This is a genomic window from Anabaena lutea FACHB-196 (assembly GCF_014698305.1).
Lineage (GTDB): Bacteria > Cyanobacteriota > Cyanobacteriia > Cyanobacteriales > Nostocaceae > Anabaena > Anabaena lutea.
On sequence record NZ_JACJST010000005.1, the window covers coordinates 141,888 to 168,623 of the forward strand.

The 26,736-nt window shown below is 38.5% G+C and carries 22 protein-coding genes and 1 pseudogene; 7 read left to right on the plus strand and 16 right to left on the minus strand.

What is annotated here, in order from left to right; all coding sequences use genetic code 11:
* Positions 1 to 100: 100 nt before the first annotated feature.
* Both H6G59_RS07650 and radA read right to left on the minus strand, forming a co-directional pair.
* Positions 101 to 1,093, minus strand: a complete 993-nt coding sequence (locus H6G59_RS07650; protein WP_190713010.1) for a glycosyltransferase family 10 domain-containing protein — start codon at positions 1,091 to 1,093, stop codon at positions 101 to 103.
* Between the two features lie 224 nt (positions 1,094 to 1,317).
* Positions 1,318 to 2,886 (minus strand): DNA repair protein RadA, encoded by a 1,569-nt coding sequence (gene radA / locus H6G59_RS07655; RefSeq protein WP_190713012.1) that lies wholly within the window; start codon positions 2,884 to 2,886, stop codon positions 1,318 to 1,320.
* Positions 2,887 to 3,056: 170 nt separating this feature from the next.
* Here radA and rpaB point away from each other — a divergent pair, with 170 nt between their 5' ends.
* From rpaB to H6G59_RS07675, 4 genes are all read left to right on the plus strand, one after another.
* The gene (rpaB, locus tag H6G59_RS07660) at positions 3,057 to 3,785 is read left to right on the plus strand and encodes a response regulator transcription factor RpaB (RefSeq protein ID WP_071188248.1); all 729 of its coding nucleotides are present in this window, start codon (positions 3,057 to 3,059) and stop codon (positions 3,783 to 3,785) included.
* Between the two features lie 5 nt (positions 3,786 to 3,790).
* Positions 3,791 to 3,934 (plus strand): hypothetical protein, encoded by a 144-nt coding sequence (locus H6G59_RS07665; RefSeq protein ID WP_190713014.1) that lies wholly within the window; start codon positions 3,791 to 3,793, stop codon positions 3,932 to 3,934.
* A 115-nt stretch (positions 3,935 to 4,049) separates the two neighbouring features.
* Positions 4,050 to 4,688: a cofactor assembly of complex C subunit B gene (locus H6G59_RS07670; RefSeq protein WP_190713016.1), complete on the plus strand. Its 639-nt coding sequence runs from the start codon at positions 4,050 to 4,052 to the stop codon at positions 4,686 to 4,688.
* An 87-nt stretch (positions 4,689 to 4,775) separates the two neighbouring features.
* On the plus strand, positions 4,776 to 5,294 hold the full coding sequence (locus tag H6G59_RS07675; protein WP_190713018.1) for a DUF456 domain-containing protein: 519 nt from the start codon (positions 4,776 to 4,778) through the stop codon (positions 5,292 to 5,294).
* Positions 5,295 to 5,460: 166 nt separating this feature from the next.
* Here H6G59_RS07675 and H6G59_RS07680 read toward each other — a convergent pair whose 3' ends face one another.
* The 7 genes from H6G59_RS07680 to H6G59_RS07710 form a co-directional block, all read right to left on the minus strand.
* Positions 5,461 to 6,186, minus strand: coding sequence for an LEVG family PEP-CTERM protein (locus H6G59_RS07680; RefSeq protein ID WP_190713020.1), 726 nt, complete (start codon positions 6,184 to 6,186; stop codon positions 5,461 to 5,463).
* 424 nt (positions 6,187 to 6,610) lie between these two features.
* Complete coding sequence (gene nblB / locus H6G59_RS07685) at positions 6,611 to 7,264, minus strand: phycobilisome degradation protein NblB (RefSeq protein WP_190713023.1); 654 nt, start codon at positions 7,262 to 7,264, stop codon at positions 6,611 to 6,613.
* A 73-nt stretch (positions 7,265 to 7,337) separates the two neighbouring features.
* Positions 7,338 to 7,796, minus strand: a complete 459-nt coding sequence (locus H6G59_RS07690) for a CBS domain-containing protein (RefSeq protein WP_190713024.1) — start codon at positions 7,794 to 7,796, stop codon at positions 7,338 to 7,340.
* Between the two features lie 282 nt (positions 7,797 to 8,078).
* The gene (locus H6G59_RS07695) at positions 8,079 to 8,798 is read right to left on the minus strand and encodes a M15 family metallopeptidase (RefSeq protein WP_242038816.1); all 720 of its coding nucleotides are present in this window, start codon (positions 8,796 to 8,798) and stop codon (positions 8,079 to 8,081) included.
* Positions 8,799 to 8,899: 101 nt separating this feature from the next.
* Positions 8,900 to 13,399: an IMS domain-containing protein gene (locus tag H6G59_RS07700; RefSeq protein WP_190713026.1), complete on the minus strand. Its 4,500-nt coding sequence runs from the start codon at positions 13,397 to 13,399 to the stop codon at positions 8,900 to 8,902.
* A 217-nt stretch (positions 13,400 to 13,616) separates the two neighbouring features.
* Positions 13,617 to 14,330, minus strand: coding sequence for a hypothetical protein (locus H6G59_RS07705; RefSeq protein WP_190713028.1), 714 nt, complete (start codon positions 14,328 to 14,330; stop codon positions 13,617 to 13,619).
* Positions 14,323 to 14,865 carry a hypothetical protein gene (locus H6G59_RS07710; protein WP_190713030.1) on the minus strand — a complete coding sequence of 181 codons (543 nt, stop codon included), beginning with the start codon at positions 14,863 to 14,865 and terminating at the stop codon, positions 14,323 to 14,325. The genes H6G59_RS07705 and H6G59_RS07710 overlap by 8 nt, the downstream gene beginning before the upstream one ends.
* Before the next feature lie 205 nt (positions 14,866 to 15,070).
* On the opposite strand from H6G59_RS07710, the gene H6G59_RS07715 reads away from it, so the two are divergent.
* Entirely contained in the window at positions 15,071 to 15,832 is a 762-nt protein-coding gene (locus H6G59_RS07715; RefSeq protein ID WP_190713032.1) for a glycine-rich domain-containing protein, read from the plus strand.
* Between the two features lie 73 nt (positions 15,833 to 15,905).
* Here the strand turns inward: H6G59_RS07715 and H6G59_RS07720 are convergent, their stop codons facing one another.
* Complete coding sequence (locus H6G59_RS07720) at positions 15,906 to 18,209, minus strand: NB-ARC domain-containing protein (RefSeq protein WP_190713034.1); 2,304 nt, start codon at positions 18,207 to 18,209, stop codon at positions 15,906 to 15,908.
* A gap of 254 nt (positions 18,210 to 18,463) precedes the next feature.
* Between H6G59_RS07720 and H6G59_RS07725 the strand changes: the two genes are divergently transcribed.
* Together H6G59_RS07725 and H6G59_RS07730 are read left to right on the plus strand one after the other, a co-directional pair.
* Positions 18,464 to 19,261 (plus strand): SH3 domain-containing protein, encoded by a 798-nt coding sequence (locus H6G59_RS07725; protein WP_190713037.1) that lies wholly within the window; start codon positions 18,464 to 18,466, stop codon positions 19,259 to 19,261.
* Positions 19,262 to 19,356: 95 nt separating this feature from the next.
* Positions 19,357 to 19,935: a hypothetical protein gene (locus H6G59_RS07730; protein WP_190713039.1), complete on the plus strand. Its 579-nt coding sequence runs from the start codon at positions 19,357 to 19,359 to the stop codon at positions 19,933 to 19,935.
* Between the two features lie 153 nt (positions 19,936 to 20,088).
* Here H6G59_RS07730 and H6G59_RS07735 read toward each other — a convergent pair.
* The 6 genes and pseudogenes from H6G59_RS07735 to carB all read right to left on the minus strand — a co-directional run.
* Positions 20,089 to 20,217: pseudogene (locus H6G59_RS07735) on the minus strand (Uma2 family endonuclease); the annotation flags it as partial.
* A gap of 81 nt (positions 20,218 to 20,298) precedes the next feature.
* Entirely contained in the window at positions 20,299 to 20,721 is a 423-nt protein-coding gene (gene mutT / locus H6G59_RS07740; RefSeq protein WP_190713041.1) for an 8-oxo-dGTP diphosphatase MutT, read from the minus strand.
* A 204-nt stretch (positions 20,722 to 20,925) separates the two neighbouring features.
* Complete coding sequence (locus H6G59_RS07745; RefSeq protein ID WP_190713044.1) at positions 20,926 to 21,273, minus strand: DUF760 domain-containing protein; 348 nt, start codon at positions 21,271 to 21,273, stop codon at positions 20,926 to 20,928.
* 87 nt (positions 21,274 to 21,360) lie between these two features.
* The gene (locus H6G59_RS07750) at positions 21,361 to 21,573 is read right to left on the minus strand and encodes a hypothetical protein (protein WP_190713047.1); all 213 of its coding nucleotides are present in this window, start codon (positions 21,571 to 21,573) and stop codon (positions 21,361 to 21,363) included.
* A gap of 27 nt (positions 21,574 to 21,600) precedes the next feature.
* The gene (locus H6G59_RS07755; RefSeq protein WP_190713049.1) at positions 21,601 to 22,557 is read right to left on the minus strand and encodes an RNA polymerase sigma factor, RpoD/SigA family; all 957 of its coding nucleotides are present in this window, start codon (positions 22,555 to 22,557) and stop codon (positions 21,601 to 21,603) included.
* Between the two features lie 653 nt (positions 22,558 to 23,210).
* Complete coding sequence (gene carB / locus H6G59_RS07760; RefSeq protein WP_190713052.1) at positions 23,211 to 26,510, minus strand: carbamoyl-phosphate synthase large subunit; 3,300 nt, start codon at positions 26,508 to 26,510, stop codon at positions 23,211 to 23,213.
* Positions 26,511 to 26,736: the final 226 nt, after the last annotated feature.

A 26,736-nucleotide genomic window follows, 5' to 3' on the forward strand; every position in this document is an offset into this window, starting at 1 on the left:
GGTGAACCGTCTTTCACTCCTGACTCCTGAACCGATAGCGCAGCTTGGCGTAAGCCATAGATCTGCGAAGCGTCTCCCGACTCCTGAATTCTGCTGTAACTTAAATGTCAAACTTTTTGAGCAATATGAATCTTGATTTCCTCCATAATTCTTGAGGTGAATAAGGAGAATTGGGTACATTTTTTAATCTGTTGAAATGAAATTCCAGCTTTTTAGCCAAAGATATAGATGTAAATTTTGCCCCATCTGTAGATGATAAAAATGTTTTGATATTATTTCTTATACGTTCAAATTCTGAGGGTGTTATACTCATCATTCTTTTGTATAATTCATCATAGTCTGATCCATCGAATTCTAGATAACATTCCTTGGGAATGTGAGTGGAGATATCAGGAGCGCCAAAATATATAGGTATTGCTCCTGAAAAGAATGCTGAAAATATCTTTTCTGTAATGTAGCCATCTTCTCGACTATTTTCAAAGCAAATGAGAAATTTGTAATTTCTGAGTTTTTCTAATTTATCATTTCCCATAATTGAACCTTTAAGTACTCCCTTCCAGCCAATATTATTCCAAGGGAGTGTCTTATCCCAAACTCTTCCATAGGTGTGAAAATCATCACCAAATACGTTATCGAAAAAGCTGACGGCTTTCTCTCTTTCAATATCACCCTGTAAATTTCTACATTCTTTTTTATATCTCTGATGAACCATAGCCAGCGTGTACTCTGGTTTTTCTTGGAATTCTTGAATTGAGGAAAAATCTTGAGGTCCTAAATAAAATTCATCCTCAGAGACACTACTGGAACTGCTGATACCTAAAAATCCACCAAACAGCTTTTTATATTTCGTGCCATACATTTTGCTGTATCTAGAGTAAGGTTCTGTAATTATGAGGATTGTTCGCCGCAGAGAAAACTGTGGCAAAAATTTGCCATTCATGGAGATAAACAAATCAGCTTCCTGTGGACTTGATGTGTAGTAATATCCCTGAGATTCCAGATAGGATAAACCTGAATTTCCATGTATATCTTTCCCTGAAAGAAGTTGCTTTAATGCTCCTACTCCATCCGGGTTCTTTTCACAAAATTTCATGCCTCAAGTCCTTTATTAAACTCTCAAGATCAGAATGTAAACACGAATAAAGGTTAAAAAAATTACTGTTGCTAATGTTGTAAAAAAACAACAGTGATTGTCAGTGATGTTCTTTATGATTGTGTTCCTAGCCTTGTTACCTATTTTACCTTATTGATTATCAAGTCTAGCCTTACGGTCTTAGTGTTTTTTCTAGGTGGTGATCGCTGGGAATGCAGCTGCGGTTACTCATCCTCCTCATCTGGTTCTAAATCTTCTTCTGTCAGTTCCTGATGGGGGATAGCAGCAATTATCGCATCTATTACTTTCGATACTGGTAAAATCTCGATATTCAAGTCGGGGAATTTTGTTCCTTTGGGAACGATCGCTCTTTTAAAGCCTAGTTTTGCTGCTTCTTTCAACCGCAGTTCCATTTGGGACACCGATCTCACTTGTCCACCTAACCCTACTTCTCCAATTAAAACTGTACCGGGATCAACTATTCTGTCTCGGAAACTAGCCACAATAGCGATCGCTATTCCTAAGTCTACTGCCGGTTCTTCTACGTTCAAACCTCCAGCAGATGCTACATAGGAATCTAATTTTGACATTGGTATCCCGACTCGCTTTTCTAGCACGGCGAGGATTTGCACTAAGCGATTATAATCTATGCCAGTTCCAGCACGACGGGGAGAAGGGTAACTGGTAGGACTGACTAAAGCTTGCAATTCTACAACTATCGGCCGCGTTCCTTCGCAAGCTACGACTATGGCTGTACCAGGTGCGGGGTCATCACGATTGCCTAAAAACAATTCTGAGGGGTTGTCAACTTCCCTTAATCCGGCTGATACCATTTCAAATATACCAATTTCGTGTGTTGCTCCGAAACGGTTTTTTACTGTTCTTAATAATCGATGGGAGGCAAAGCGATCGCCCTCAAAATACAATACTGTATCAACTAAATGTTCTAAAACTTTTGGCCCTGCGATCGCGCCTTCTTTGGTGACGTGGCCGACAATTAACATGGTGACATCTTCATGTTTTGCCACCTTCATCAAGGCTGCTGTACATTCCCTGACTTGTGCTACTGAACCGGGTGCAGATGTCAAAGCTGGAAAAAAGACTGTTTGTATACTATCAATCACTGCCACATTCGGTTTCAGGGAATCTATTTCTCGCAATATTTCTTCTAAATCCGTTTCTGGCAAGACATATAAATCTGCGCCGATACTGTCGGGATCGATTTCTACTTCAATAATTTCCTGTAAATCCTTAGTTTCTTTTGCTTCTACTTCTTCGCTTTCCTTCTCCTCAGTAATCACGGTTAAGGGTTTTGACATTCCCAAACGCGAAGCGCGTAACTTTACCTGTTGTCCTGATTCTTCCCCAGTGACGTAGAGAATGCGGTATTTTTGCGCCAATTGATTGGATACTTGTAATAGTAGAGTTGATTTACCAATACCTGGATCACCGCCAATTAGCACCATTGAACCAGGGACAACTCCACCACCAAGTACCCGATCTAGTTCACCATAACCAGATTCCCAACGAGCAATTTGGCGATCGCTAATTTGATCAAACGTAAGAGAAGCTCTTGCTTTAGCGGGTTTAGCTGATTTGTTAGCAGATTTAGCATTAGTTTGAGCAGCGTGCCAATTACCTACTCCCCCGCGACTGGATATATCGACAGATGACTGGATGGATATCTGCTCTTCTAGAGAGTTGTATGTGCCGCAAGCTGGACACTTGCCAAACCACTGGGAAGATTCTGCACCACAGTCGTTACAAATAAAAAAGGTTTTTGGCTTTGCCATGCTTAGTTTTTCTTAAAAAATCTTAATTGTTCCTTAAGTTTTATAAAAAACAGAAGTCCAATCATAGTAATAGTTACGGCTTTTTTCTAATCAGTTGATGGAATGATATCTTAATATTATGGTATTAAAAATTCATCATGTAAGATTTTAGTTAGGGAGCTTAGGGAAACTTGGAAAGTCATAAAGAAAAAATCCTGGTAGTAGACGACGAAGCCAGCATTCGCCGGATTTTGGAAACGCGCCTTTCCATGATTGGCTACGATGTAGTAACTGCTGGCGACGGAGAAGAAGCTTTAGAAACCTTTCGCAAAACTGAACCAGACTTAGTAGTATTGGACGTGATGATGCCAAAGCTGGATGGCTATGGTGTTTGTCAAGAATTACGTAAAGAATCAGATGTCCCCATCATCATGCTAACAGCTTTGGGAGATGTAGCCGATCGCATCACGGGATTGGAATTAGGTGCTGATGACTATGTAGTTAAACCATTCTCCCCTAAAGAGCTAGAAGCGCGAATTCGTTCAGTGTTGCGACGGGTAGACAAAACCGGTGCGACTGGTATTCCCAGTTCTGGGGTAATTCATGTCGGGAATATCAGAATTGATACCAATAAACGCCAAGTCTACAAAGGTGATGAGCGCATTCGCTTGACTGGTATGGAATTTAGTTTACTAGAGTTGTTAGTAAGTCGCTCTGGAGAAGCTTTTTCCCGTTCAGAAATTTTGCAAGAAGTTTGGGGATACACACCCGAACGTCACGTAGATACTCGCGTGGTAGATGTGCATATCTCCCGGTTACGGGCAAAATTGGAAGATGATCCCAGTAATCCAGAATTGATTCTCACAGCCAGAGGTACTGGTTATCTCTTTCAGCGCATACTGGAAGCGGGAGAAGAGTAAAGAAGGTGACAGGTGACCAATGGAGAGACGCGGAAACGCGGGGACGCGGAGACACGGGGACGCGGGGATACGGAGACGCGGGGATACGGAGACGCGGGGATACGGAGACGCGGGGACGCGGGGAAAGAGAGATAACTCACGACTATTGACAAATGACCAATGACCAATGACCAATGACTATTGACCAATGACCAATGACCAATGACCAATGACCAATGACCAATGACCAATGACCAATGACTAATGACTATTGACTATTGACTAATGACTAAATCTGATCCCAATCGAGTTTTGCGGCGTTTACCCCTAGTCGTTGGGGGTTTAGGTGCTGTACTTTTGCTGATTAATCGGTTTTTGACACCAGAACTCACTAATTCCCAAGCGCGTGGTGATGTGCTGGGGGTGATTCTGAGTGCGGTGTTAATCTTAACGGGTTTAATTTGGCAACAGGTACAACCTCGCACACCTGATACAGTAGAACTGATTGGAGAAGAAGGTTTTTTCTTAGCGGCAGATTTACCAGAAGCCGTGAAAACAGAACTAGCGTGGGCATCGCATTTATTATTAACTAATACAGTGACGCGATCGCTCATCGTTTATTATCAAGGTAAAGTTTTGTTACGTCGCGGTATTCTGGCTCCTAAATCTGAAGTTATCCCAGGAACCATCTTAAAAAGAGTCCTGGAAACACAAAAGCCAATTTATCTGGTTGCTTTGTATGTCTATCCAGGCAAAATAGAATTTGATTATTTACCTGAAAACACACAAGGTGTAATTTGTCAACCTATCGGCGCTCAAGGTGTATTGATTTTAGGTGCAAATGCCCCGCGTAGTTATACTAAACAAGATGAGAACTGGATTGCGGGAATTGCTGATAAATTAGCTGTTACACTTGGGGAGTAGTTAGTTTTAAGGTTTTGCGGTCAGCACTAAAGTGCTGAGAACTGAGAAAATAAAGACTGAAGTCCTGACTACACTCAATTACCAATTATGCAAATTATTTACTGGCTATTAGTAGCCGTCATGATCGTAGGTATTATTGGTGCTGTAGTTCCGGCTATACCTGGAAGCAGCTTAATTTTAATTGCCATTATTATTTGGGGAATTGTTAGTAGTTCCTTTGCAGCGATTAAGATTCCCCTCATAGTGACAATTATTGTTCTACTTTTGAGTATGGGAGTAGACTTCTTAGCTGGCTACTGGGGAGCAAAACAAGCTGGTGCTAGTAAATGGGGGCAAATTGGCGCTGTCGTGGGATTGTTACTGGGATTCTTCGGATTATTACCAGCATTACCCTTTGGCGGTCCATTATTAGGAATTCTACTCGGGCCACTTTTAGGTGCAATTATTGGAGAGTATCTTTACTGTCGTGACTTAGGACTGGCAGTGAAAGCTGGTATAGGAATTACAGTAGGAACGCTGATAGGGAATTTAATTCAAGGTATTCTCGCGGTTGGTGCGGTGATAGTTTTTGTGTGGACAACATGGCCTCAGGTATACGGTGGTTAGAATTCAAATCCCCGGCTTCTTAAAGAAGCCAAGGATGCTGTTGTGGGAAATAAATCATATAAAAAAAAGAAAGCCTGCGCGGGCAGGCAAAAGGTATAATCATTGCAGTACAATTTTCATTTCTTACGAGCTTCAAAAATTTAAAAACCGAGTTACCGAGTTAAGACTAAACGACTTGTGAGGCTTTTTTTCCTTTACGCAAACCAAATGCACCAGCTAAACCTAATGCACCTAGTCCAAGAATAGTTGTAGGTTCAGGTACGGATTCTATTTGCAGACGAACACCATCACCAGTTTTAGGGAATGCAGTACCACCGATTATACCCAGTTTAACATCGAATGATGTGACGTTCTTTAATATTACTGTCTGGATATTACTGTCAACACCTGGAGCAAGTTCTATGCTGCTTGGATTAAGACCGACTATATTTTCAATTAGATTGTCAATTATAGTGCCTTTATCTTCTACGTCAAAGAAACTTAGCTTCAGTGTTTTAGCGATAGCACCGAAATTAAAGTTGAATTTACCAACTTCCAATTGACCTTTTTCAGGGTACTGGTTGTTACTGTTCACAGCTACAGGACGGAACCAAAAACCATCGGGGTTAGTTCCGGCATCTTTTTTCTCAAATTTGATAGAACCACTTTTGTATGTATTTGCGGTTGTTCTATTATCGACAAACAAAAGGCTTGGTTTGTTACCGCCTGGTCCATCATAGTCCAAACTTGTTATTGTGTAACCAAGGGGAGACCCATTTACTATGCTATTAACAACTTCTCCTTCGGTTGATGGAACCAAGGAAGCAGCTTGAGCCTGTGATAAACCACCGAATAAGCTTAAGCCCAAGGTTGATACAGCAACTGTTGTTACTAAAGATTTGAATGATGCCATTTATTTAATTGCTCTGTAAGTGTGATTTTGGAGGCAAGAGATTTTTTGCTTCATACCATACACAATAAACATTATACTGAGATATTTACTTAAGTAAACAGGATTTATTACTTAGTTTACACAATCTTTAAAAAACAATGCCGATATTTATATTAACCTCATACTAGAAATAGTTCATCTTATATATTTGGCACGGCGAAAATATGCAAAAACCTCTTCAGGCAAGAGATTCAGCCAATATCCCTATATATATCAGGTCAAATTGAGCTAGTAAATTCAATAATGTTTGGTAGGAATTTTATACAAAATAGGGATACAGCAAGGCTGTATCCCCACAATATAAGCGGTATTTTGGGCTGACCTAAAAACCAATATGAACAGTAGATACCCTATATATGCCAGTAGAGCATATCGATTAAGCTAATTACAAAGCTCTTTTCGCTTCATTTGCTATCGCTTCTACTTCATCATTTACCAAAGTTTCTAAAATAGATTTAGCTTCTGCACCACCTAAACGCGCTAAAGCTTGGACAACTCTGTAACGTACTTGCCAATCTGGATTAATCACATAAGGAACCAAGAGGGGAACGGCTTCTACATCTCCTAATTCACCAAGAGAACTAATCGCAGCAGTTTGAATTAACCCATTATCTGAGGAAAGTGCTTCTTTGAGGAGTTCAAAGCTACGAGGATCACCCAACTCTCCTAAAGTAGCGATGATACTAAATTGTACGAGCCATTCAGGGGTGGTATGGTAAAGCTGCTGTAAATCTTCAAAAGCAGCTTGTAGTTTTAGCGCACCCAAACAATCTGCTGCTGCTGCTTGGACATCAGCCTCTGGATCATTGAGTAAATCCCGTAACATATGCAAGGATAAATCTAAATCCTGGGTTCCCAGGGTATCCATTTGACTTACAGCCGAGTAACGGACACGAGAATTACTATCAGTTACGCCAATTTTAATTAGTTCCAAAGCAACTTTTGGTTCTAGTTCCCGAATTTGATTGACTGCACGCAAGCGATCGCTTAAATTCTCAGAACCCAGTAATTCTTTTACAGATTCAGCAGAAATACTCATTTTTAATTATCCTAAATTGTTAAAATCGTGATTGGTAATGGGTAATTCGTAATTAGGAAAATTTCCCCAGTCCCTACTCTGCGGCCATGGCGCGAATAATATCCCCACGAGTCAGAATACCAATAACTTTACCTATACTGTCAAGCACTGGGAGTCGATGAACTTTATGTTCTTGGATTCTTTTTGCAGCTTCTTTGAGCGGTTTATCAGGAGAAATAGTCACAGGATTTTTACTCATTACCTCTCCCACAGTTTGTCCCAAAGCCTTATGTAAATCTCGTTCATAAGCACCAGGGTTTTGTAAATAAATTACACTATCCAAAAACATAATGTATGCAGGCGGAGTCACACCAGTTTCTTGCCACATCAAGTCCGTTTCTGATATGATACCAACCAATTTACCTGCATCATCAATCACAGGTAAACCACTAATTCGGTTTTCTGCCAAAATTTGAATAGCTTCTTTTAAAGGAGTTTCGGGATGAACGACAATAGGATCACTGCTCATCACGTCAGCAACGGTTTTAGACATTTTTTTACTTACACCTTTTATAAAAGTCTTTTTAATTATTGTAGGAAATCGAGGGATGACAAATAAATGTTGTTAATAGATTGTTACTTTAATTGATTAAAAAATAAATATTTTTTTTCTTGAACAAGCAATTTTATTAACCCAATTATACCATAAAAGCCTGAATTTTTAATTAATTTTAACCCTTCAACGAAATATCCTGGACTTTTTCTATGTATTCTCACTAAATTAACAGATAAATATTACGTAAAAATTCAGGATATTGCAACTTGGATAAATCCACTAATTTAAAGTTTGATTTTCAGAGGATGTTTGTTTAGCACGAGCAAAAATTCTGACTGCATTAGGTGAACCGATAAAGCGCCAATGCCAAGGTTCATAACTAACACCTTGAAGATTGTTGGCTGGAAATGACAACTCAAAACCGAACTCTTTACCATGTTGGCTTAACCATCGAAAGGCATCAGTATTAGCAAAATTGTAAGTGACATCCTGTTTAGGAAAATGACCATCTGCCAAGTCTAAAGCATAGCCAGTATGGTGTTCACTGTAACCCGGAGGAGCGCTCAATTTAGCAGCAGCTTCTGGTGAACCCCGCCGTTGAATTTGAGATTGGAACAGTTTATCTTGGGTAGCGATACTACGAAACCCTGATACTGGAATAATCCATACTCCCTCATCTCGGGCTGCATAAATTAACTTCATTAATGCTAATGCTGCTTCTGGCGCTAGTTGCTCAAATCTTTGGTACTCATGTTGAGCATAACTGCCAATAATGATCATTTTTTCAGTATCACCCTCACTATAAGGAAAGTGTCCGAACTTGGGTGGATATGCTGTAACTCGCTCCTGTTTTTGGAGTGAGGCTACTTGAATATTAGTGTTGGCAACACTGGCAGAAGGAATAATCTTTAATGGCTGGCTAATGCTTGGAGAAGGAGTTGGCAATGAGTGTGTTAAGCTTCTCATCACAAACTGCATTACTGCATAACCATTAAGCATAATTCCTAGTAGGATTAGGAGGACTGGTAGAGTAAAACGCCATTGAATCCAGAGCTTATAAAAGAACTTCATCAGAATTCATGTAATTTTTGTATTTTGCCTCACTCACTATCTACTAAATTCTTTGTAGATTGTATATTAGCTATTTTCCAAGTGCCATTATCTGGTTGCAACGTAAATCGGTAATTATTATTATTAGGTGTATCTTGTAGACGTATCCCATTCTCGTAGTAAGATAACTCTTCTTTGATTTTTACATCAATTTGGACTTGCTCATTAGTTACAGAAAAGTAGGTAAGAGGTTCAACATTCCTTGTCCCATATATCCAGTAACCATTTTTTGCTTTTAGCTCTTCAAGAGATCCTCCTCCTGGCTTAGTTATCTTTTCTTCATAAGCTTTACCTGTAAGAAGGCTGGCAGCAAGTTGACGATTATAGGGAGGTGCAAATATTCTCTCTTTTGCTTCTAGATATCTGTTAATCAAATTTACAGCTTCTTGTTTAGTGATACTAATCGTACTATTACCATTGTTAATTGTTTTGACTTCAGAAACACTCAGAACAGGAGGAAGATTGATAGGTTGAATAGTAATTGCGACACTATTGCTAGGTTTCTTTTTACCACCATCAGTGGCAGTAATAGATAGGGTATCGTTACTATTAGAATCTTTCTTGCTAAGGTAGGTGATAGCTGTTGGATCTGCGAAGGTAGAGTTGATTTGAGCAACCGTGCCATTAAAAGTAACGACACTAGCATTATTTTTCTGGTTACTAAAGTTGCTGGCTTTCAATCCGTTGGGTACATTTGGTTTAATAGTCAAAGTGCCATTTTTGACGCTTATAGTAACAGTGAGCTTTGGACTATCAGTGTCAGTAATATTGATACCCTTGATGGCTGAACTGGTATTTTGTTTAACAGTTTGCGTATTGGGAACTGTGATTGTCGGAGGAATATTAATTGGCTTAACAGCAATATTAACAATACTGCGATTAGTCTTAGCTTCGAGAGCATTGGGTGGCCAGACCAAGTTTGTAGCAACTTTACCTACTTTACCACCATCATTGACAGCAACCGTCAGAGAGTCATTACCATTAAAGTCTTTAGCGCCTTGGTAAATTACAGCGGCTGGGTCAGCTAGAATAGTATTGATTTGGGCAACTGAGCCAATGAGGATAACTGTTTTAGCATTGTTTTTTGGAATGTTATTTGCTGTCAAACCTTTAGCTACATTGGGTTTAATCTTCAAAATGCCATTATTCACGCTGAGAGTGACGGTTAGCTTTTGACTATCGGCATCGCTAATACTGATACCTTTGATAGCTAGGATGGTATTTTCTTTCACAGTTTGGGTTTGGGGAACGGTAACAATAGGCTCTTTGTTTTTGGTAGTGACAAGTATGTTCTTGTTGATTGTATTACTCGGCTTACCGTCGCTGCTATCAGTTAGCTGAATCTGCACTGCCCTAGTCCCAGTATTTGAGTTTTCTGAGGTGTGTTGATAAGAAATATTTCGTGACAAAGCCTGAACAGCTTCAAGTGTGGAATTAGCATTAAATGTTACTAATAGTGGAGTTGTGCCGTCTCCCCCTGAGAAGTTACCGAACGCAGTACCGCCGTAAGTAACATTACTGCCATTAATCCCAATTTCGCCTGGGTTTGTGCCTTGATTAGGAATAAACAGGCGATCTTCGGGTGTAGCATTAGTTGGTAATTTGACTGTTAGCTTACCTGTATTAAAATTGGGAGATTTATCATTGACATCAACATCTGAAAAAAGAGCAATACCAATCTCCTTGATTGGTTCTGATGTCTTACCAGGAGTTGGAGTTGTACTTATAATTGGTGGTTGAGGCTTACTAAGATTAACGGCTGCAATACCCACAACAGTTAATAAAGTTCCGCTACCTAAAGCTAATAACCAACTCAGGTTTTTTGCCCAGAAAAATCCACTTCTTAACAAGTCTGAGGTTTGGCTGATTTTTTTATCCCTATCCTGCTTCCATTTAACTAGCACAAAATCCATGGATTCTTGACTTTTTTGATGATGTTTTAGTCCTTCAGGTAACAGGTTACGGATAGATAATCTATAGCTGATTTTTTTGATTGTGACTACCCAAGGAACAAGTATATCTAAATACAAGCCACGAGCAAGTCTATCTCGAATGATAGGATCACTAGATACTTCACTAAAGATTTTTTCATCTGCTGAGTTACGTGCCTCTTTTATCTGTTTGATTAGTTCTGCTTCTGCCTGTTCTAGTGCTAAGGCAAAACTGATAGAAGCTTGGGTAGCGATTTCCTGAGCTAAAGGCTTACTATCATCTTTTACCCAATTGAGAATTGTCTTTTCTACAGCAGTTTGAGGACGCTTGGTAGTCTCAAGCCAAACCTCAAAGTAGTAATTTTCAATTTCTATTTCCGTATCGCCGCCCGTCAGTTTTCTTCTCTGGTCAAGGTATATGTCAGTTAAAATACTGACAACTTCATCGCGTTCTTTAAGTGTAATTTCAGTTGTCACTTCCAGAAGCTTTGACTTAAGTTCCTCAAAATTCCGTCGCAGTTGACTGCCCATTGCCATAATCACTGCTTGGCGGACTAGAGGATGCTTTTCTGGTTTCAGAATTTTTTGTAAATTCTCAAAAGCTTGATTGGCTGTAAAGGGATGAACTCTCTCATCACACTCAATTTCACCGTATGCTAGGGCTACAGTGGCTAATAAATTCTCTCGCGGGGGTTGGGGTGTATTTCCTACCTTCTGTCCTGGCTGGGGTTGAGCCTGTTGCCATGAATGGAGAGTATGCAGCACTTGCGGGGGATAATTTCGATATGCACGGGCTAAACTGAAACTAATAGCTTGGATTAAATCAGGATGGTGTGTCATTTCGCGCAACATATCGCGTAGCTGCTGAAAATGCAGTGACACTACCATAGGTAAAGTATGGGTGCAGAAGCGGTTTCTGACTAGATTATTTGGATCTTCTGATAGCTTTTTGAGTAGATCGTAAAGTTTTGAGTTTAGTTCATTAGGAGGGTCGTACAGGGCAGCGTAACCGACTGTCAGAGCTATTGTTGCTCTAATATAGTCTTGCGGTTCATGACTTTGTGCCTCACTTTTATTGGTTAATAAATTTTTAATTTGGCTGATGAAAAGTTGATCATTCTGCCACTTATGAAGTATTTCAAACAATTTTTGGTCGTGTTTATATTCCGGTTTACGCCATCTAGCCATCGCATAAGCCGCGACATTCTGCACCTCAATTTCTTCGTCTGATGCTAATTGGTGTAAAGTGTCTTGAACAGCAGCGGGAGAAATCCAACCAATATCGCTAATTGCTTCACCTAGAACTCTGCGGAGTAGTTTGCGCCGATCTGGGTTTCCGTATAATTCACTTTTAAAAGACCTGTTTGCTACTGAATCTTTAACTAATTCTGCGATCGCAATTAGTGCAGCAATAATTTGTCTACGATGGCTTTTCCACGCGACTTTAAACAACATTCGCCGTTGTGTTCCTGAACCACTTTCAATGATACTTTCTTCAGTATTTATATCAATTTTGAAAAAATTATGCAGGTTCTCTAAGTCGCAGTAATCGAGAGCGCGTAACGAGGGATTGCGCTTTTGCCAAACTTGTTCTACTACTTTTTCTAATGCTGCAAATAACTGGTCATTATATAGACCATCGAAGAAGTTTAAGCCTAGAGCAAGTAACTGTTCACGTTCATTAAGAATATAGTAATACCACTGATTTAATGCTTTCTGGTTATCTGTAACTTCATCAATTATCGTTTCAATTATTTCTTGTTCTATAGGATTATTTTCTATCTCTTTTTCTAACCTCTGCACAAAGCGGGCAATTATATTTGGTGTTTTTAACTGTTCCGCTACTGCAAGAAAAGTTAAATTCCCAGCCATTATTGTCTGTGGTTTGGGTTCAGCTTCTAGTAGATTTTTTATGTAAGAGTCTTCTAGTAGTTTATGAAGTTCTTGAAATAATACCCTTAGCAATACATCAGAATTATATAGCCCATCAGATGATACTTCTGACCAACAATCTTCAATATCTTTTGATAAGTTCCAACTCGCTAAAGGTATATCTGTTGTTACTAAGACAAAATGCTTTCTGGAAGCAGCAACTTTTTGAATTTTGGATAAAGCACAACCAACATTTTGTGGTGATACTTCAGTCAAAATAAAAATTGTAGATTCTTCAGCTTTTTGCAGTTTCACATCAATACTTTGTGGATCTGAACTACGCTGCCACTCTAATACAGGACATTTCTCTTCGCGTTTCTTCAATATCCATGCTACATGGCGAGCTAAATCTGCTTTGTCAATATCAGCACCTCCACCTAGAATCAATAGCTTTTTTTTGTAAATAGTTTCTAAATAATTACGAATGATATTATGGTTAGGACTAGGAAAATTTTTAGAATTGAAATCTTCAAGATTTGCCTCTACAAACTTGGGTTCATTTTGTATTACGGTCTGATTTCCTATGAAAGTATTATCCCTAATTGTTGCAGAACCATTAAATGTATTATCTTTCAAAAAATTCGATTCAGTGTGCTGTTTCTTTTCAGAAGGTGGCGAATTAGTCATAAGTTTTATTTAAAATAATTAGCAAAAACGAAGATGAAAGGGAGTGAATCATTTACCTGTTAGACACAAAATAGAATTGGAGGATGTTTTAAAGGTTTATGGCTAACGCCACGCTTCGCTATCAGTGAATATAATAAAGCCGGAAGTATCTTTTTAATCACAAGAAGTATGGATTTAGACTTTTAAAACACCCTTTTATGACTATATCACATTGAGATTATTCATAATCATCCTTTTTTATACCTATAAAATTATTACCACTAATAGTAACATTGTCTCCCGCAAATGTAGTATTTTTCAGGAAATTGACTTCCGTATTATAAACTGTTGTAGATGCTGAAGGTAATTTCTGAATTAAGCCAACTGCTTCAAGCTGGTCAAATAATACTATCAGTTTCTTGGCAAATTCTTGATCTTCCTCAATTCGTAATTCTAAAACATCTAGAAACGATGATTTGGTTTTTTCCGATAGCTGTTGTTGTAATTTTATTAGTAACTTATGTAGACCCGCAATTTGCAATTGCTCATATATAGCATTATAAAGCTGACCAAATAATTCAAATTCAGATGAATTTTGCAGATTTCTATCAGCGAATTTCCATACATCTGGAGATTCAAAGCGTAGCATGATAGAGTCTTTATAATTCATGGTATTCTCCTGTAAATTTATAGATTCACGCGAATTTGCTATTGATTGAGCAACCAGTTGAGGTTCAACTATAGATTGACTCAAATTGACTGTTGGCTGAGTAACCAGTTGTGATTCGGTAATTCTTCCTAAATCTAAAACTGTAACACCAAGTTTTTCACTCAGCTTTTCTTCTTCAAAGAGACTCATTAGTTGATAAAAATCATCTTCAGATCCTTCAAAGACAAACAAGGTACTATCTGCCATTTTTTCTGAATCTTCTTTGCTTATTTTATCATTCATTTTCAACTCTCCTAATCATTGTGATATTTGAACGAATACCAATTTTGTTTAAACTATTAATGATTTCCTCTTTAGACCTGAAACCTTCGATCTCCATGATAAATAGAAACTTGTTTGATAGAGGTTGATGTAATGACTTATTTTTATTACATTCACATCCCTTATTTTTAAAAAATGAGAGGACACTTGACCAAGGAGGTATGCGCTTTCTATCTTCGCTTATTCCCATGAATTGTTTAATGTAAAGATGTACTTTGTTTGACATTTCCGAACTAAGATTTTTGGCTTTTTGTACAATTTTTTCCTCTTTATTCTTTATTTGTTCAATTGTTGGTTTTCGACCATTCTCAAGTCTAAATGCTATTTCATAACGACTACACAAAGTTAAACATAAACAGAGGTAACGAAGTTCCCCTGGTGAAAGTGTATATTTTTTTTCAGATTCTAGCTTGTCTAAAATACACTTAATATCTATTTTCTGAGAATTTTCAGCATCTTGACACTCTGGGCAAAATTGGTTTGAGGTATTTGTCATATTAGCAATCAGTCTTCAGATTCAGTAATAGCTGGAGTTTATAAGTGGGAGTCAAGGGGGTGGGGATATATTTCCAAATTCCCCAACTTGTGTTGGGATTGTTGGGTTTATGTTGCCTTTTAAACACCTCAATATAGGTACAGAGACAAGCAATTGGCCAATTCGCTTCTCCTCTAGACAAATTCATTTCATGGAGAAACGAAATATGAAATCTACATTAGAAACTCTACCTTCTGGACTTGGTGGCACAATCCGGTCTGCGTCAACACCATCCGTATTAGGTTTAAACAATCCTAGTGTTAAGACTGCAATAGATAACAGTGGTGAGGATGACGACGATCCAATTGTCCCCCCAAACATTCGCTCCAATGTTTCATGTAGAGCGATTTTACCAGAGATTGACGCGCAAGTGATTCATAATGAAGCGATCGCTGACTATATCATGTCCGCACAGTCTCAAGAGTTAGACATGATCCAAAAATTACGGTTGTTAGATTTACAACCAACTGCTTTTTTGCTAACACATCCGAAAAAAGCTATCAGATGGACACAAGAAAAGACTGTTCAGGCGATCGCTCACTACAAGATGTTCCTCTTATTACATTATCTCTATCCAGATCAAAACATCGTACCTACAGAAGAAATTGATCTTGTCTGGGAGCATCATTTTGCGGATAATGCTAAATATCGTCAAGACTGTCAAATGCTATTTGGCCACTTCCTGGATCATAATCCTTATTTTGGTATTTTAGATGAAGCAGATGAAAAAAATTGGTTAGCTGCTTTTGCGGAAACCAAGCTACTGTTTGAAAAACATTTTGGCAGAGATTTTTTAGCCGCAGTTAATCTTGAATTCACAAACCCTGCTCGTTGTGAATTACCTAAGAAACAAAAACAAATTCACCCTCTTAATATTCAAGCAGATGTCATAGATATTTTACCTTGGCATTTGCTCAAATGCGGTTGATTGAATCCTAAATTTTATTAATTTCCGTAGGGGTTTAGCATTGCTAAACCCCTATCCATTTTGGTGATAAAGGTTATTTTATTCTTTGAATAAAAGCCTGTGTTTCTGCGGCTTCTGTTAACATTCCTAAACTAACAAAATCTTTATGAGCTAATTCTGCTAGTTCTCTAGCTGCTGGTAAATTACCATTTTTCTCGGCTAAAAAAGCTAAAGATTCTTTACAAAAGGCAGCACGACATTTATCATTATTTTTCTCAGCTATATCTAAACATTCATCTAATATTAGTTTGGCTTCTGAAAAATTACCTTGTTGAACTTTAACATCACCTAACCAATTTTTAACTATGCTAATTGCTCTTTGCCAATTCAGAGCTTCCGCTAAATTTAGAGCTTGATGATAATATGTAATTGCTCTATCATAATTTTGATGATATTCAGATATTTTACCCCTAAAATAAAATATATAAAACTGATGACGGTTAGCTGTGGTTTCTGTAAAGTTAGCATTTTGCATGAGTTTTTCACTCAATTTTAGCCATAAATTAGCTTGATATACTTTTAATTCTTTCCATCGTAAATAAACTATATGACTGACTATTTGTAGTTGAAAGTCTATATTTTTATCTAAATTTCTACTCAATTTCCAAACTTCCGCAAATAGGGATTTTGCTTGTTTTAAATTATTACCCATGAGGGTTACAGTGCGAGCTTTATCAAATATCAATTCTGCTAAATCATCCCATTTTTTTTGTTGTCTAGCTGTGTCAATTAGCCAGTTTATCCAACTTAATCTATTTTGCCAAGCGGTTGTGCGATCGCTCTCATAATATCCTTTAGCATGGGAATAACCATTAATATTTCTCCACAATTGTAAAAATTTGTTATACCTATCTTGCTCAATACACCATTCAATCACATCTTGTAGGTTTTCCCACTCTTCCTCTAAATATTTATATTCATTCCATTCTTTTTCATCTTGTCTACCATATTTATGAGAGTATTCTAAATACCAATTAATCCATCTTTCTCTAGCTTGTGTTTCAAATTCAGGATTATTTTCTAATTCTCCAAATACATAACTACGAGTTAAAGGTAAAGAAATTACAAAGCGTTCATCTTCCTTATTTATTAACAGTAATTGTTGCAAAATTGCTAAACCATCTGATATAATAGATGTGTCTGTTTCTGGTAAACCTACATGAATAATTGCTGCGAAATTAGCAGATTTGGGAAACATAGCTAAAGCCATTAATAAATAGTAGGCTGGTTGATTTCTGATTTGTTGTAAATGAGCTTCAAACCAAAATTTATTAATATCTTGATCTGGTTGTTTTAATTGACTTAATACCACATTTATATCATAATGACATCTGACTAAACCTAGAGCATACATAATAGCTCCTGGCATTCCTCCTGTAGTTTCATAAATTGTTGTTTTTTCTTGATCGCTAAGTGTAATTTTTAATTCTTTAGCTTTAGATTCAATGAATTCTGAAGTATCTTTTTCTTTTAAAGGTTTTAGATGAATCACATTTTGTAATAATGTCTGTTCACGAGAAGTAATAACAATTGTCACAGAAGGAGGAAGTTCATATAATAATGAATCAATATCTTCCTTATCTTCTAGAGTTTCCAAATTATCTATAATTAATAAAGTAGAGAGATTTTCTAATCTCTTGTAAACTTCAAATACCTTTTCTTCAAAATCTACAATATTATTAATTTCAGAAGCGTTGATAACTTCGGCAATTTTTTTAACAATATCCTCTTTTTTACTAGCTCGTTGTAAACATTGTGATAAACCTTTACCATGAAAACGCTGTTGTTTAGCAGAAGTAAAAATAATAGCCTCAAATATTGGTAAACCCTGATTTTTTGTACCAGATTTTGCAGCTTCTAAACAACGATAAGCAGCTTCTAATACCAATGTGGTTTTACCAGTGCCACTAATACTGTGTACACCGATAATATTATTAGGTATAGCTAGGTATGTTAATAATTCTTTAATTTCTGCTTCTCTGCCAATAAAACTTTGATAGTCAGGACGTGGAAGATTTTGGTAAGAAACTGATAATGTTATTGTAGATTGCGGTATTGTTACATCTGAGCATTTTTCAGGCAAAATGATATCTGTATTAGACTGATATAATAGTTCTAACGCATTAAATACAGATTTAATCGAAGTTTCATCAACACTTTCCTTATTTAAAATTTTACGAATTGTATCATCTCCTATATCTTCCCCTATTTTTTCTGTTTGTTCTTGTATCCAACTTGCCCAATTACGCCGTTTAATTTCTTTGGTAGTCAGAGTAGTAATTAATTTACAATATCCAATTTCTGTCAATTTACAGCCGCGTTTTCTCTGTGTTCCCATAGTGTCACCTGAAACAGACGAATTTAACGAAGTTAAGAGCGATCTCTTTAAGTTCGGATTTTTTTAATACATCGCCAAAACTAATTGTGACATAGGTTTCATAATTATTACTCACGATTACTCACGAACTTTACTTAGTGTCGTTAATTGCGTCCCAATATGCTGACATTAGTGTTTTTATGGTGTTGTTGAGGCAATCAAGCCAAGACAAAAAGGAAACACCTCTAGCCACGGAATTATTGGAGACATTTAAAATGGGACCCACAGGATCACAATTAATAGCAGGATTGATCTCTGCTACTGCTGCTGTTTCAACTATACCTGCACCAGCTATGGCACAAATGAGTATGCCCTGGGGAGGTGGTAAAACCTTTCCCGTTACTCAAACGGTACATAAAGATGGATGGATACCGAATGCTATGGATTTTGGTTTGAGAGCAGGTGAACCCGTACTAGCACCAATTGATTCTACAGTAAAAAGAGTTTGTGCAACTGGAGTAAATAGAGACCACCATGCTATTCTTTTTAGCTCTTCACAAGGTGATTACTCATTGATACACGTAAAAACATCAGGTATATTTAATGGTAGAGCCTTTAAAAAAGGCGAACAAATAGGTGTAGTAGCTGCCGATCTACCAAAAGATCCCAATTGTGCAATATCTTATGGTCAGCATCTTCATGTTGGTTTCCCTAGCGTCAATTCAGTTGTAGATGGTTACAGAATAGGTGATTTACGTCTTAATCAACAAGTTACTTCACAAAATGGTAGAACTGCAACACCTCCACCCAGCAGCAATATCAGATTAGTTAACTTCACTGCTACTGCTGCTCCTCAAGGTGTGAATATTCGTTCTGCTCCTTCTCTATCCGCGAGTATCGTTGGACGTATCGCACCTAACCAAAGGATCAACTTTGATGCTTGGACTTATGGTGATGCTGTTACAGATATTTGGTTAGGTAGACCTGATCGTCGCTGGTATCGTATTGCAGGAACTAATAACTGGGTAGCAAGTGCAGTTGTTAATGGTAATGCACCTGGATCTCAACCATAATTTTTATCAATTAGCATCTTGATTTTAATATCTACCCCGCTTTTTTACTCATAGCGGGGTTTTATCTAGTTTAATAATATTAAGGAGAATATCTGATGAGGTATTTATTTTACACTCCTATTTTTTCATTTACTTTTATCATATTTTCCTTATTGCCTCAAATAGTTTTGGCTGGTGGTGATGACGTTAATCCTACAGATGGCAATACTGGAACCGTCAATAATTCTACTCCTGTAAATAACTCGGAAATTTCACCCACATCATCAATTTCAGTTCCTCAACAAACAGGAATTGTACAATTTAATAACTCTGGTTCTAGCACTCTTACTTATCCTAATTGTGGAGGAGTATGTGCTTTTGGTATTGTCAGACTAACTCCTAATAATAATGGTAGTCTGAATCCAGAAGCAGTGATGGGTGTAGTAGTACAATTTGATTCACCAGAAAAAACCTATGCTCAAGCACAAAGAGATTTGGCTAAAGCTCAGAGCGATCGCATCAACCAAGAAAGCGAAGTATCTATATTAAGTAAAATTGCCGATGCAGTAGAAAATTGCCAAGATTCCCGTGCTAATCTTCTAGCAATTTCCGCAGCTAAAAGTTTGGGTATGACTCCTGAACAATTGTTATCTTATGCTTATAAACAACCTCGTAAATGCAATTCAGGTTTATAATATTTAATTTATTTTTTATCTCATAAACAACCGTCTTCTTTCCTGAATCAAAACTTTAAATAATGCCATCATCCCATCAAATCCCAAATTTTTAATCAACCCTAACCATTCCCATAAATTAGCTGATTTCTTCCTATGTATTTTCACCAAATTCTCCAGACTTTCTGTGAGTGCTGCTGCTAGGCTTGGTTGATTGATGTTGTCCACTGGTTCATCTGGGAGAATATAATCATTGGGTAGCTTTTCCCAAGTGATCTGATAGTCTTGGGCAGTGGTGATCATGATGGGTTTTCCTTTAGTCAGGTGAATCAATTTTTACCTGTTGGGAATATATTTATTTTAAGCCTTAGTTTAACAAATATTCTAAAAAGTATAATTTTGACTCTTTTGCAAAGCAGCAATAATTTCTACATTCGCTTCCGGAAAAGTAAAACTATCTAACTCATCTAAACTTACCCAACGGATTTCATCACATTCTATAGCTTGGGGAATGCCTGTTAAATGGTAACAGTGATGCACAGTCAAAGTAACTCGCAAATCTTTATAAGTATGATCAATAGTAATAAGATGTTCTCCAACTTTAATTTCTATACCCAGTTCTTCATAAATTTCTCTTTGAATACACTCTTCGATAGTTTCACCAAGCTCAATTTTGCCCCCAGGAAATTCCCATAAACCACCCATTGTCCCTCCAGGACGACGACGATCAATTAAAATTTGCTCTTGGTTGTTCCAAATAACAGCAACACCAATAATTTTATGAGGTACTGTAGATATTTCATTCATGGAATTCAGTAAAATTAAATAATTAATAACTAATAAAAAACTCGACAGACTAATTTTCTTTATGTCGAGTTTGCACTTTTAGTAAATTTGCAATACAAAATTTTAACATTTATTAAATTAAAAAAAACACCAATTAATAAAATCCTGCTATTGAGATAACAAATTTGGGTACAGAATTTATTTAACTGGCGTTAATTAATTACTTTAGTCAGCAACATCACTGCTATTGATTTCAGTTCCTTGCAAAGCTGTATCAAAACTCATTCTCTGTTCAGCGTTACGCAAAAAGTAACCGCTAACCATAGCAGAGGCTAGTAGCCGACCTAAGTTTTCCCGACTGGTGGTAATAGTGACACCAAAGTGTTCAGGAGGCAGGTTGCCCAAAAGTCCCATAATATTTCGTTCCATCACCTGAAAAACTTCAGGGGAAGTGGGTTTAGATAGTTGGTTAACTGTTTCTGGACTCAATGATTTAACATACTGCCATAGTAAATTGCTGGTTTCGGACTCACTATCAAAAAATTCTGAGACTCGTTTTGGTTGGTTATTCACGATTTATCTCCTTGATTACCACTATTAATTGCGGTATTTGTGACTGGAATAATCAATAAACTATGTTGTATTGGATTTAACTGACAATTATATATTCATGTCAACCAATCTAACAGGTTTTTCCTTTCCAGGGAGTCGGTTTAACCGTACCAAAAGCGTGGTAATTTTGCGAATAGGTGATGGGTGTTGGCGGTAGCCTGCCGTTAGGTAATAGGCAAGAGTTAATAGGGAATAGGTAATAGGGAACAGTGAATAGGCAAGAGTTAGAAGATGATTCTCCCGATCTCCCCATCTTTCCATCTCCCCATCTCCCCAGTCCCCAATCCCCTAACTAGCAAGATACTCATTGATATTGGTTTTAGACTTGCGAAGTTTTGTTAAGGCTTCGCGTTCAATTTGCCGAACTCTTTCTCTGCTGATATTGAGAAGTTCACCTATTTTGGCGAGAGTCAAGGCTTGTCCGTCGATTAACCCAAAGCGCAGCTTAATCACTTCCTTCTGTTGTGGGGTGAGTTCTGCCATTAAACGCTCTAAGTCATAAGATAAGGAAGATTGCATGACAAAATCTTCTGGAGATGCGCCTGTATCTTCTAACATTTCTCCGAGTTCGGTGTCGTAATTATCCCCTAGTCGCAAATCTAGAGATAAAGGTAGACGAGCTTTTTCTAGGCACTCTCGCACCTGTTTAGGTGTCAGTTCTAATTCTTGAGCTAATTCTGTAGCTGTAGGCGCACGTCCCAGTTTTTGTGACAATTGGCGTTGAGCTTTTTTAATTTTATTTAATTTTTCAGTAATATGAATAGGCAAGCGAATAGTGCGTGCTTTTTCGGCGATCGCACGAGTTATGGCTTGACGTATCCACCAATAGGCATAAGTAGAAAATCTATAACCTTTGGTAGGGTCAAATTTTTCTACCCCACGTTGCATCCCAATGCTGCCTTCTTGAATCAAGTCGAGTAAATCGACATTGCGCTTAATGTACTTTTTGGCAACAGACACAACCAGCCGCAAATTGGCTTCTACCATCTTACGCTTGGCGATTTCACCATCAGCGATTAATTCGTTTAACTCTGCTGGTTCTAGTTTTGTTGCTTGAGCCCATTCTTCTAAAGTCGGTTCACGATCTAACTGGAGAGCAAGGTTTTCTCTTACTTCATTTAAGCTGGTAGATCGTTGCACCTGTTTACCATAACAAATCTCTTCTTCGTGGGTGAGAAGTGGCACACGGCCAATCTCCCGCAGGTAAGTCCGCACAAGGTCTGTGGCTGTCTGAGCGGTCTTCATGGCGCTACTCTTTGGTGATGACGGGTTTGCTAGTAGGGTCATTGATTTATAAATGCCTTCTTAGGGTGCTATCCAGTCAAGCTGGGAAACCATGCTAAGGTTTGCGACTTACACGCTCGATAAACTCGGCTGCTCATATTGAGTCAAATGAGGCCATTAACTGCTAGACGTTACAGTTACTTCCTCGTAATCACAAGTACCTGGAGTTAGATATAAGGTAACAAGTAGAACATTTTTGGTTTTATTTAGATTATTAACAATTGTAACATTTATGAGAAGAATTTGACTACCGAGAAACCAGTAATTTCGTGGCTTTTTAAAGTCGCTTATTGCAGTAATTTTACTCAAAAGCCTAGATTTGAAGGCACTTGCAGCAATTTTCTACCCCATAAAGTTGCTTTCTCATATTTGTTAAAATATCTCAATGATAACTATAATTGTTCTCCCATAATAATTGCTTAATGTTTTGGGATTGGGAATTGGGGATTAGGAATTGGGTATTGGGGATTAGGAATTGGGTATTGGAAATTGGGGATTATTAAGTTATTCTTCATTTTCTCCGTGTCCCCGCGTCCCCGTGTCTCCGCGTCCCTGCGTCCCCCTGTCTCCGCGTCCCCGTGTCTCCCCATCATCCCATCATCTCATCACCCTATCTACTGACTAATGGGGCAGTATTCCTGAATGACTTTTACGTCTAAAGTGGTATTTTGCAGAGAACGGATAGCTGCAACTGTGGCTTTTGCCCCGGCGATTGTGGTAATGATGGGAATTTTGTAAGCTAAAGCTGTGCGGCGAATTAATCTCGCATCAGTATGGGCTTCTTCTCCAGAAGGCGTATTGATGATCAGTTGGATTTTTTGGTTTTTGATAGCATCGAGGACATTGGGACGACCTTCATGGAGTTTGAGTACTGACTGAATTTCTAACCCTTGTTCTTGAAGGACTTGGCGTGTACCTTGAGTAGCCATAACGGTAAAGCCTAAAGTTATAAACTCTCTGACTACATCTACCGCTGCGGATTTGTCGCGATCGCTCATGGACACAAATACAGTACCTTTGAGAGGTAAGCGTTCACCAGCAGCTAATTCTGCCTTAGCAAAGGCGCGGCCAAAGTCGCTATCGATGCCCATCACTTCACCAGTTGAGCGCATTTCCGGCCCCAAAATGGTATCTGTACCAGGGAATTTATTAAAAGGCAATACGGCTTCTTTAACCGCAATATGAGAGGGAATAACTTCTTGGGTAAAGTTCAACTCCTCTAAGGTTTTACCCGACATAATTAAGGATGCAAGTTTTGCCAGTTGTATCCCCGTTGCTTTAGAAACAAAAGGAACTGTACGGGATGCTCTGGGGTTAGCTTCCAAAATGTAAACTTGGGGAGAATAACTATTTGCACCCACGACCGCAAATTGAATATTCATCAAACCGACAACAGATAACTCCTGTGCCAGTTGCACCGTCCAAGTGCGAATTTGATTTAGCACTGCTGGAGATAGAGAAATAGAAGGTAAGGAACAAGCCGAATCGCCTGAGTGAATACCCGCTTGTTCGATGTGTTCCATGATGCCACCAATTACGACTCTGCCAGTATGGTCAGCGATCGCATCTACATCTACTTCAATGGCATTTTCTAAGAACTTATCAATCAAAATTGGATGTTCTGGTTCTACCAACACCGCAAAAGTCATGTAACGTTCTAACTCTGCATCAGAATAGACGATTTCCATCGCCCTTCCCCCTAACACATAGCTAGGACGCACAACCACAGGATAACCAATACGTTTAGCAACAATCAACGCATCTTCGTAACTTCTGGCCATACCATTAGGCGGTTGAGCAATATTCAATTTATTGAGAATTTTTTCAAACCGTTCGCGGTTTTCTGCCATGTCGATAGAATCAGGAGATGTACCCCAAATTTTGGGAATGGGGAAATCAGGACTAGGAACAGGACATTGGTAAATATCACCACTCGCTAGTTGCTCTAAATATTGCTGCAACGGAACTGCTAATTTTAATGGTGTTTGTCCCCCAAACTGGACAATTATCCCCACCGGATTTTCCGTATCAATGATGTTGAGAACATCTTCTTTGGTTAAGGGTTCAAAATACAAGCGATCGCTTGTATCGTAATCTGTAGAAACTGTCTCTGGGTTAGAGTTGACCATAATTGTCTCATAGCCCGCACCATGTAAAGCATAGGCAGCATGACAACAACAATAATCAAATTCAATTCCTTGGCCAATTCGGTTTGGTCCACCACCCAAAATTATCACCTTGGGTTTTTCGGTGGGTAAAACTTCCGTTTCTTCTTCGTAGGTGGAATAGTAATATGGGGTTAATGCTTCAAACTCAGCCGCGCAGGTATCCACCGTTTTGTAAACAGGAATCACCCCCAGCTGTTTGCGATATGCCCGAACTTCATCTTCATTAGTTTTGGTAGCATAAGCAATTTGGCGATCGCTAAACCCATCTCTTTTAATTGCATACATCTTCTCTTTTGTCAACTGCTTTAGGGGAGTACGCTTCAGAAATTTTTCTACTTCTAGCAGTTGTTGCAATTTATCTAAAAACCAAGGGTCAATAGCCGTTAGTTCATAGATTTCCTCATTAGTCATCCCTAGCTGCATGGCATGACGCACAGAGAAAATTCTATCTGGGTTCGGTGTCCGTAACTGGGCGCGAATTTGTTCTCCACTGGGTAATTTTTCGGCTTTGTCACAACCCCAACCAGCCCGACCGGTTTCTAGAGAACGTAAGGCTTTTTGAAAAGATTCATTAAATGTTCTACCAATAGCCATTGCTTCCCCAACAGACTTCATTTGTGTAGTCAGTACAGGATCTGAACCGGGAAACTTTTCAAAAGCAAAACGGGGGACTTTTGTCACCACATAATCAATTGTCGGTTCAAAGGAAGCGGGAGTTTTTTTGGTGATATCGTTTTGCAGTTCATTCAAGGTGTAACCCACAGCTAACTTAGCCGCTATTTTGGCAATGGGAAACCCGGTAGCTTTAGAAGACAATGCAGAACTGCGGGATACACGAGGGTTCATTTCAATGACAACCACATCCCCATCAACGGGATTAACGGCAAACTGGATATTAGAACCGCCAGTTTCTACACCAATCTCGCGGATAATTTTAATTGCCATATCCCGCAAGCGTTGATATTCTTTATCGGTGAGGGTTTGGGCGGGGGCGACGGTAATTGAATCCCCAGTGTGAATACCCATAGGGTCAATGTTTTCGATAGAACAGATAATCACCACGTTATCTGCTAAGTCACGCATGACTTCTAGTTCATATTCTTTCCAGCCGAGTAGAGATTGGTCAATGAGAATTTGAGAAACGGGACTGGCATCAATACCTACTTGTGCCATTTCTTCAAATTCTTCTTTGTTATAGGCGATACCGCCACCCGTACCACCCATTGTAAAGGCTGGACGGATGATTAGGGGATATGTACCGATTTGGCGAGCGATCGCTTTCGATTCTTCTAAAGATGAAGCTGTACCACTGGGACAAACATTCACCCCAATCTTAGCCATTGCTTCGTTAAACAGTTTTCTGTCTTCGGCTTTTTCAATCGCTGGTAATTTTGCACCAATTAACTCAACATTGTATTTATCTAAAACGCCATTTTTCGCCAAAGCTACAGCCAGGTTGAGCGCTGTTTGTCCTCCCATCGTTGGTAACAGGGCATCTGGACGTTCTTTAGCGATAACTTTTTCTACTATTTCCGGTGTCAGCGGCTCAATATAAGTGCGATCGGCTGTTTCCGGGTCAGTCATAATGGTTGCAGGGTTGGAATTAACCAACACCACTTCATAGCCTTCTTCTCGCAATGCTTTACAGGCTTGAGTTCCAGAATAGTCAAATTCACAGGCTTGGCCAATTACAATTGGACCTGAACCTAACAGGAGAATTTTTCGGAGGTCTTCACGACGGGGCATAGTTTTTACCTTAGATGACAAGAATACAAATCTTGACTATTTTAAGGGTCTTTAACCCTCATCATGTCATTTATTATCAAGGTTTCCAGGTTTTTATGTCCCAGAAGTCATGTAATACCTCATGACTAGTACCGCAGGGCTGAATTAAAAAAAATTAAAAATTAAAAATTAAAAATTAAAAAAGCTTATTCCACAAGCTTCTCAGGAATTTTTCATGGTTGGTTGA

Excerpts from the sequence above, each read along its gene's own strand:
- H6G59_RS07705 (WP_190713028.1), bottom strand. The coding sequence starts at position 14,330 with ATGAATGATAAAATAAGCAAAGAAGATTCAGAAAAAATGGCAGATAGT.
- H6G59_RS07690 (WP_190713024.1), bottom strand. The coding sequence starts at position 7,796 with ATGTCTAAAACCGTTGCTGACGTGATGAGCAGTGATCCTATTGTCGTT.
- H6G59_RS07650 (WP_190713010.1), bottom strand. The coding sequence starts at position 1,093 with ATGAAATTTTGTGAAAAGAACCCGGATGGAGTAGGAGCATTAAAGCAA.
- carB (WP_190713052.1), bottom strand. The coding sequence starts at position 26,510 with ATGCCCCGTCGTGAAGACCTCCGAAAAATTCTCCTGTTAGGTTCAGGT.
- H6G59_RS07700 (WP_190713026.1), bottom strand. The coding sequence starts at position 13,399 with ATGACTAATTCGCCACCTTCTGAAAAGAAACAGCACACTGAATCGAAT.
- H6G59_RS07725 (WP_190713037.1), top strand. The coding sequence starts at position 18,464 with ATGGGACCCACAGGATCACAATTAATAGCAGGATTGATCTCTGCTACT.
- H6G59_RS07730 (WP_190713039.1), top strand. The coding sequence starts at position 19,357 with ATGAGGTATTTATTTTACACTCCTATTTTTTCATTTACTTTTATCATA.
- nblB (WP_190713023.1), bottom strand. The coding sequence starts at position 7,264 with ATGAGTATTTCTGCTGAATCTGTAAAAGAATTACTGGGTTCTGAGAAT.
- mutT (WP_190713041.1), bottom strand. The coding sequence starts at position 20,721 with ATGAATGAAATATCTACAGTACCTCATAAAATTATTGGTGTTGCTGTT.
- H6G59_RS07680 (WP_190713020.1), bottom strand. The coding sequence starts at position 6,186 with ATGGCATCATTCAAATCTTTAGTAACAACAGTTGCTGTATCAACCTTG.
- radA (WP_190713012.1), bottom strand. The coding sequence starts at position 2,886 with ATGGCAAAGCCAAAAACCTTTTTTATTTGTAACGACTGTGGTGCAGAA.
- H6G59_RS07755 (WP_190713049.1), bottom strand. The coding sequence starts at position 22,557 with ATGAAGACCGCTCAGACAGCCACAGACCTTGTGCGGACTTACCTGCGG.
- H6G59_RS07710 (WP_190713030.1), bottom strand. The coding sequence starts at position 14,865 with ATGACAAATACCTCAAACCAATTTTGCCCAGAGTGTCAAGATGCTGAA.
- H6G59_RS07670 (WP_190713016.1), top strand. The coding sequence starts at position 4,050 with ATGACTAAATCTGATCCCAATCGAGTTTTGCGGCGTTTACCCCTAGTC.
- H6G59_RS07750 (WP_190713047.1), bottom strand. The coding sequence starts at position 21,573 with ATGGAAAGATGGGGAGATCGGGAGAATCATCTTCTAACTCTTGCCTAT.
- H6G59_RS07695 (WP_242038816.1), bottom strand. The coding sequence starts at position 8,798 with ATGCTTAATGGTTATGCAGTAATGCAGTTTGTGATGAGAAGCTTAACA.
- H6G59_RS07720 (WP_190713034.1), bottom strand. The coding sequence starts at position 18,209 with ATGGGAACACAGAGAAAACGCGGCTGTAAATTGACAGAAATTGGATAT.
- H6G59_RS07715 (WP_190713032.1), top strand. The coding sequence starts at position 15,071 with ATGAAATCTACATTAGAAACTCTACCTTCTGGACTTGGTGGCACAATC.
- H6G59_RS07675 (WP_190713018.1), top strand. The coding sequence starts at position 4,776 with ATGCAAATTATTTACTGGCTATTAGTAGCCGTCATGATCGTAGGTATT.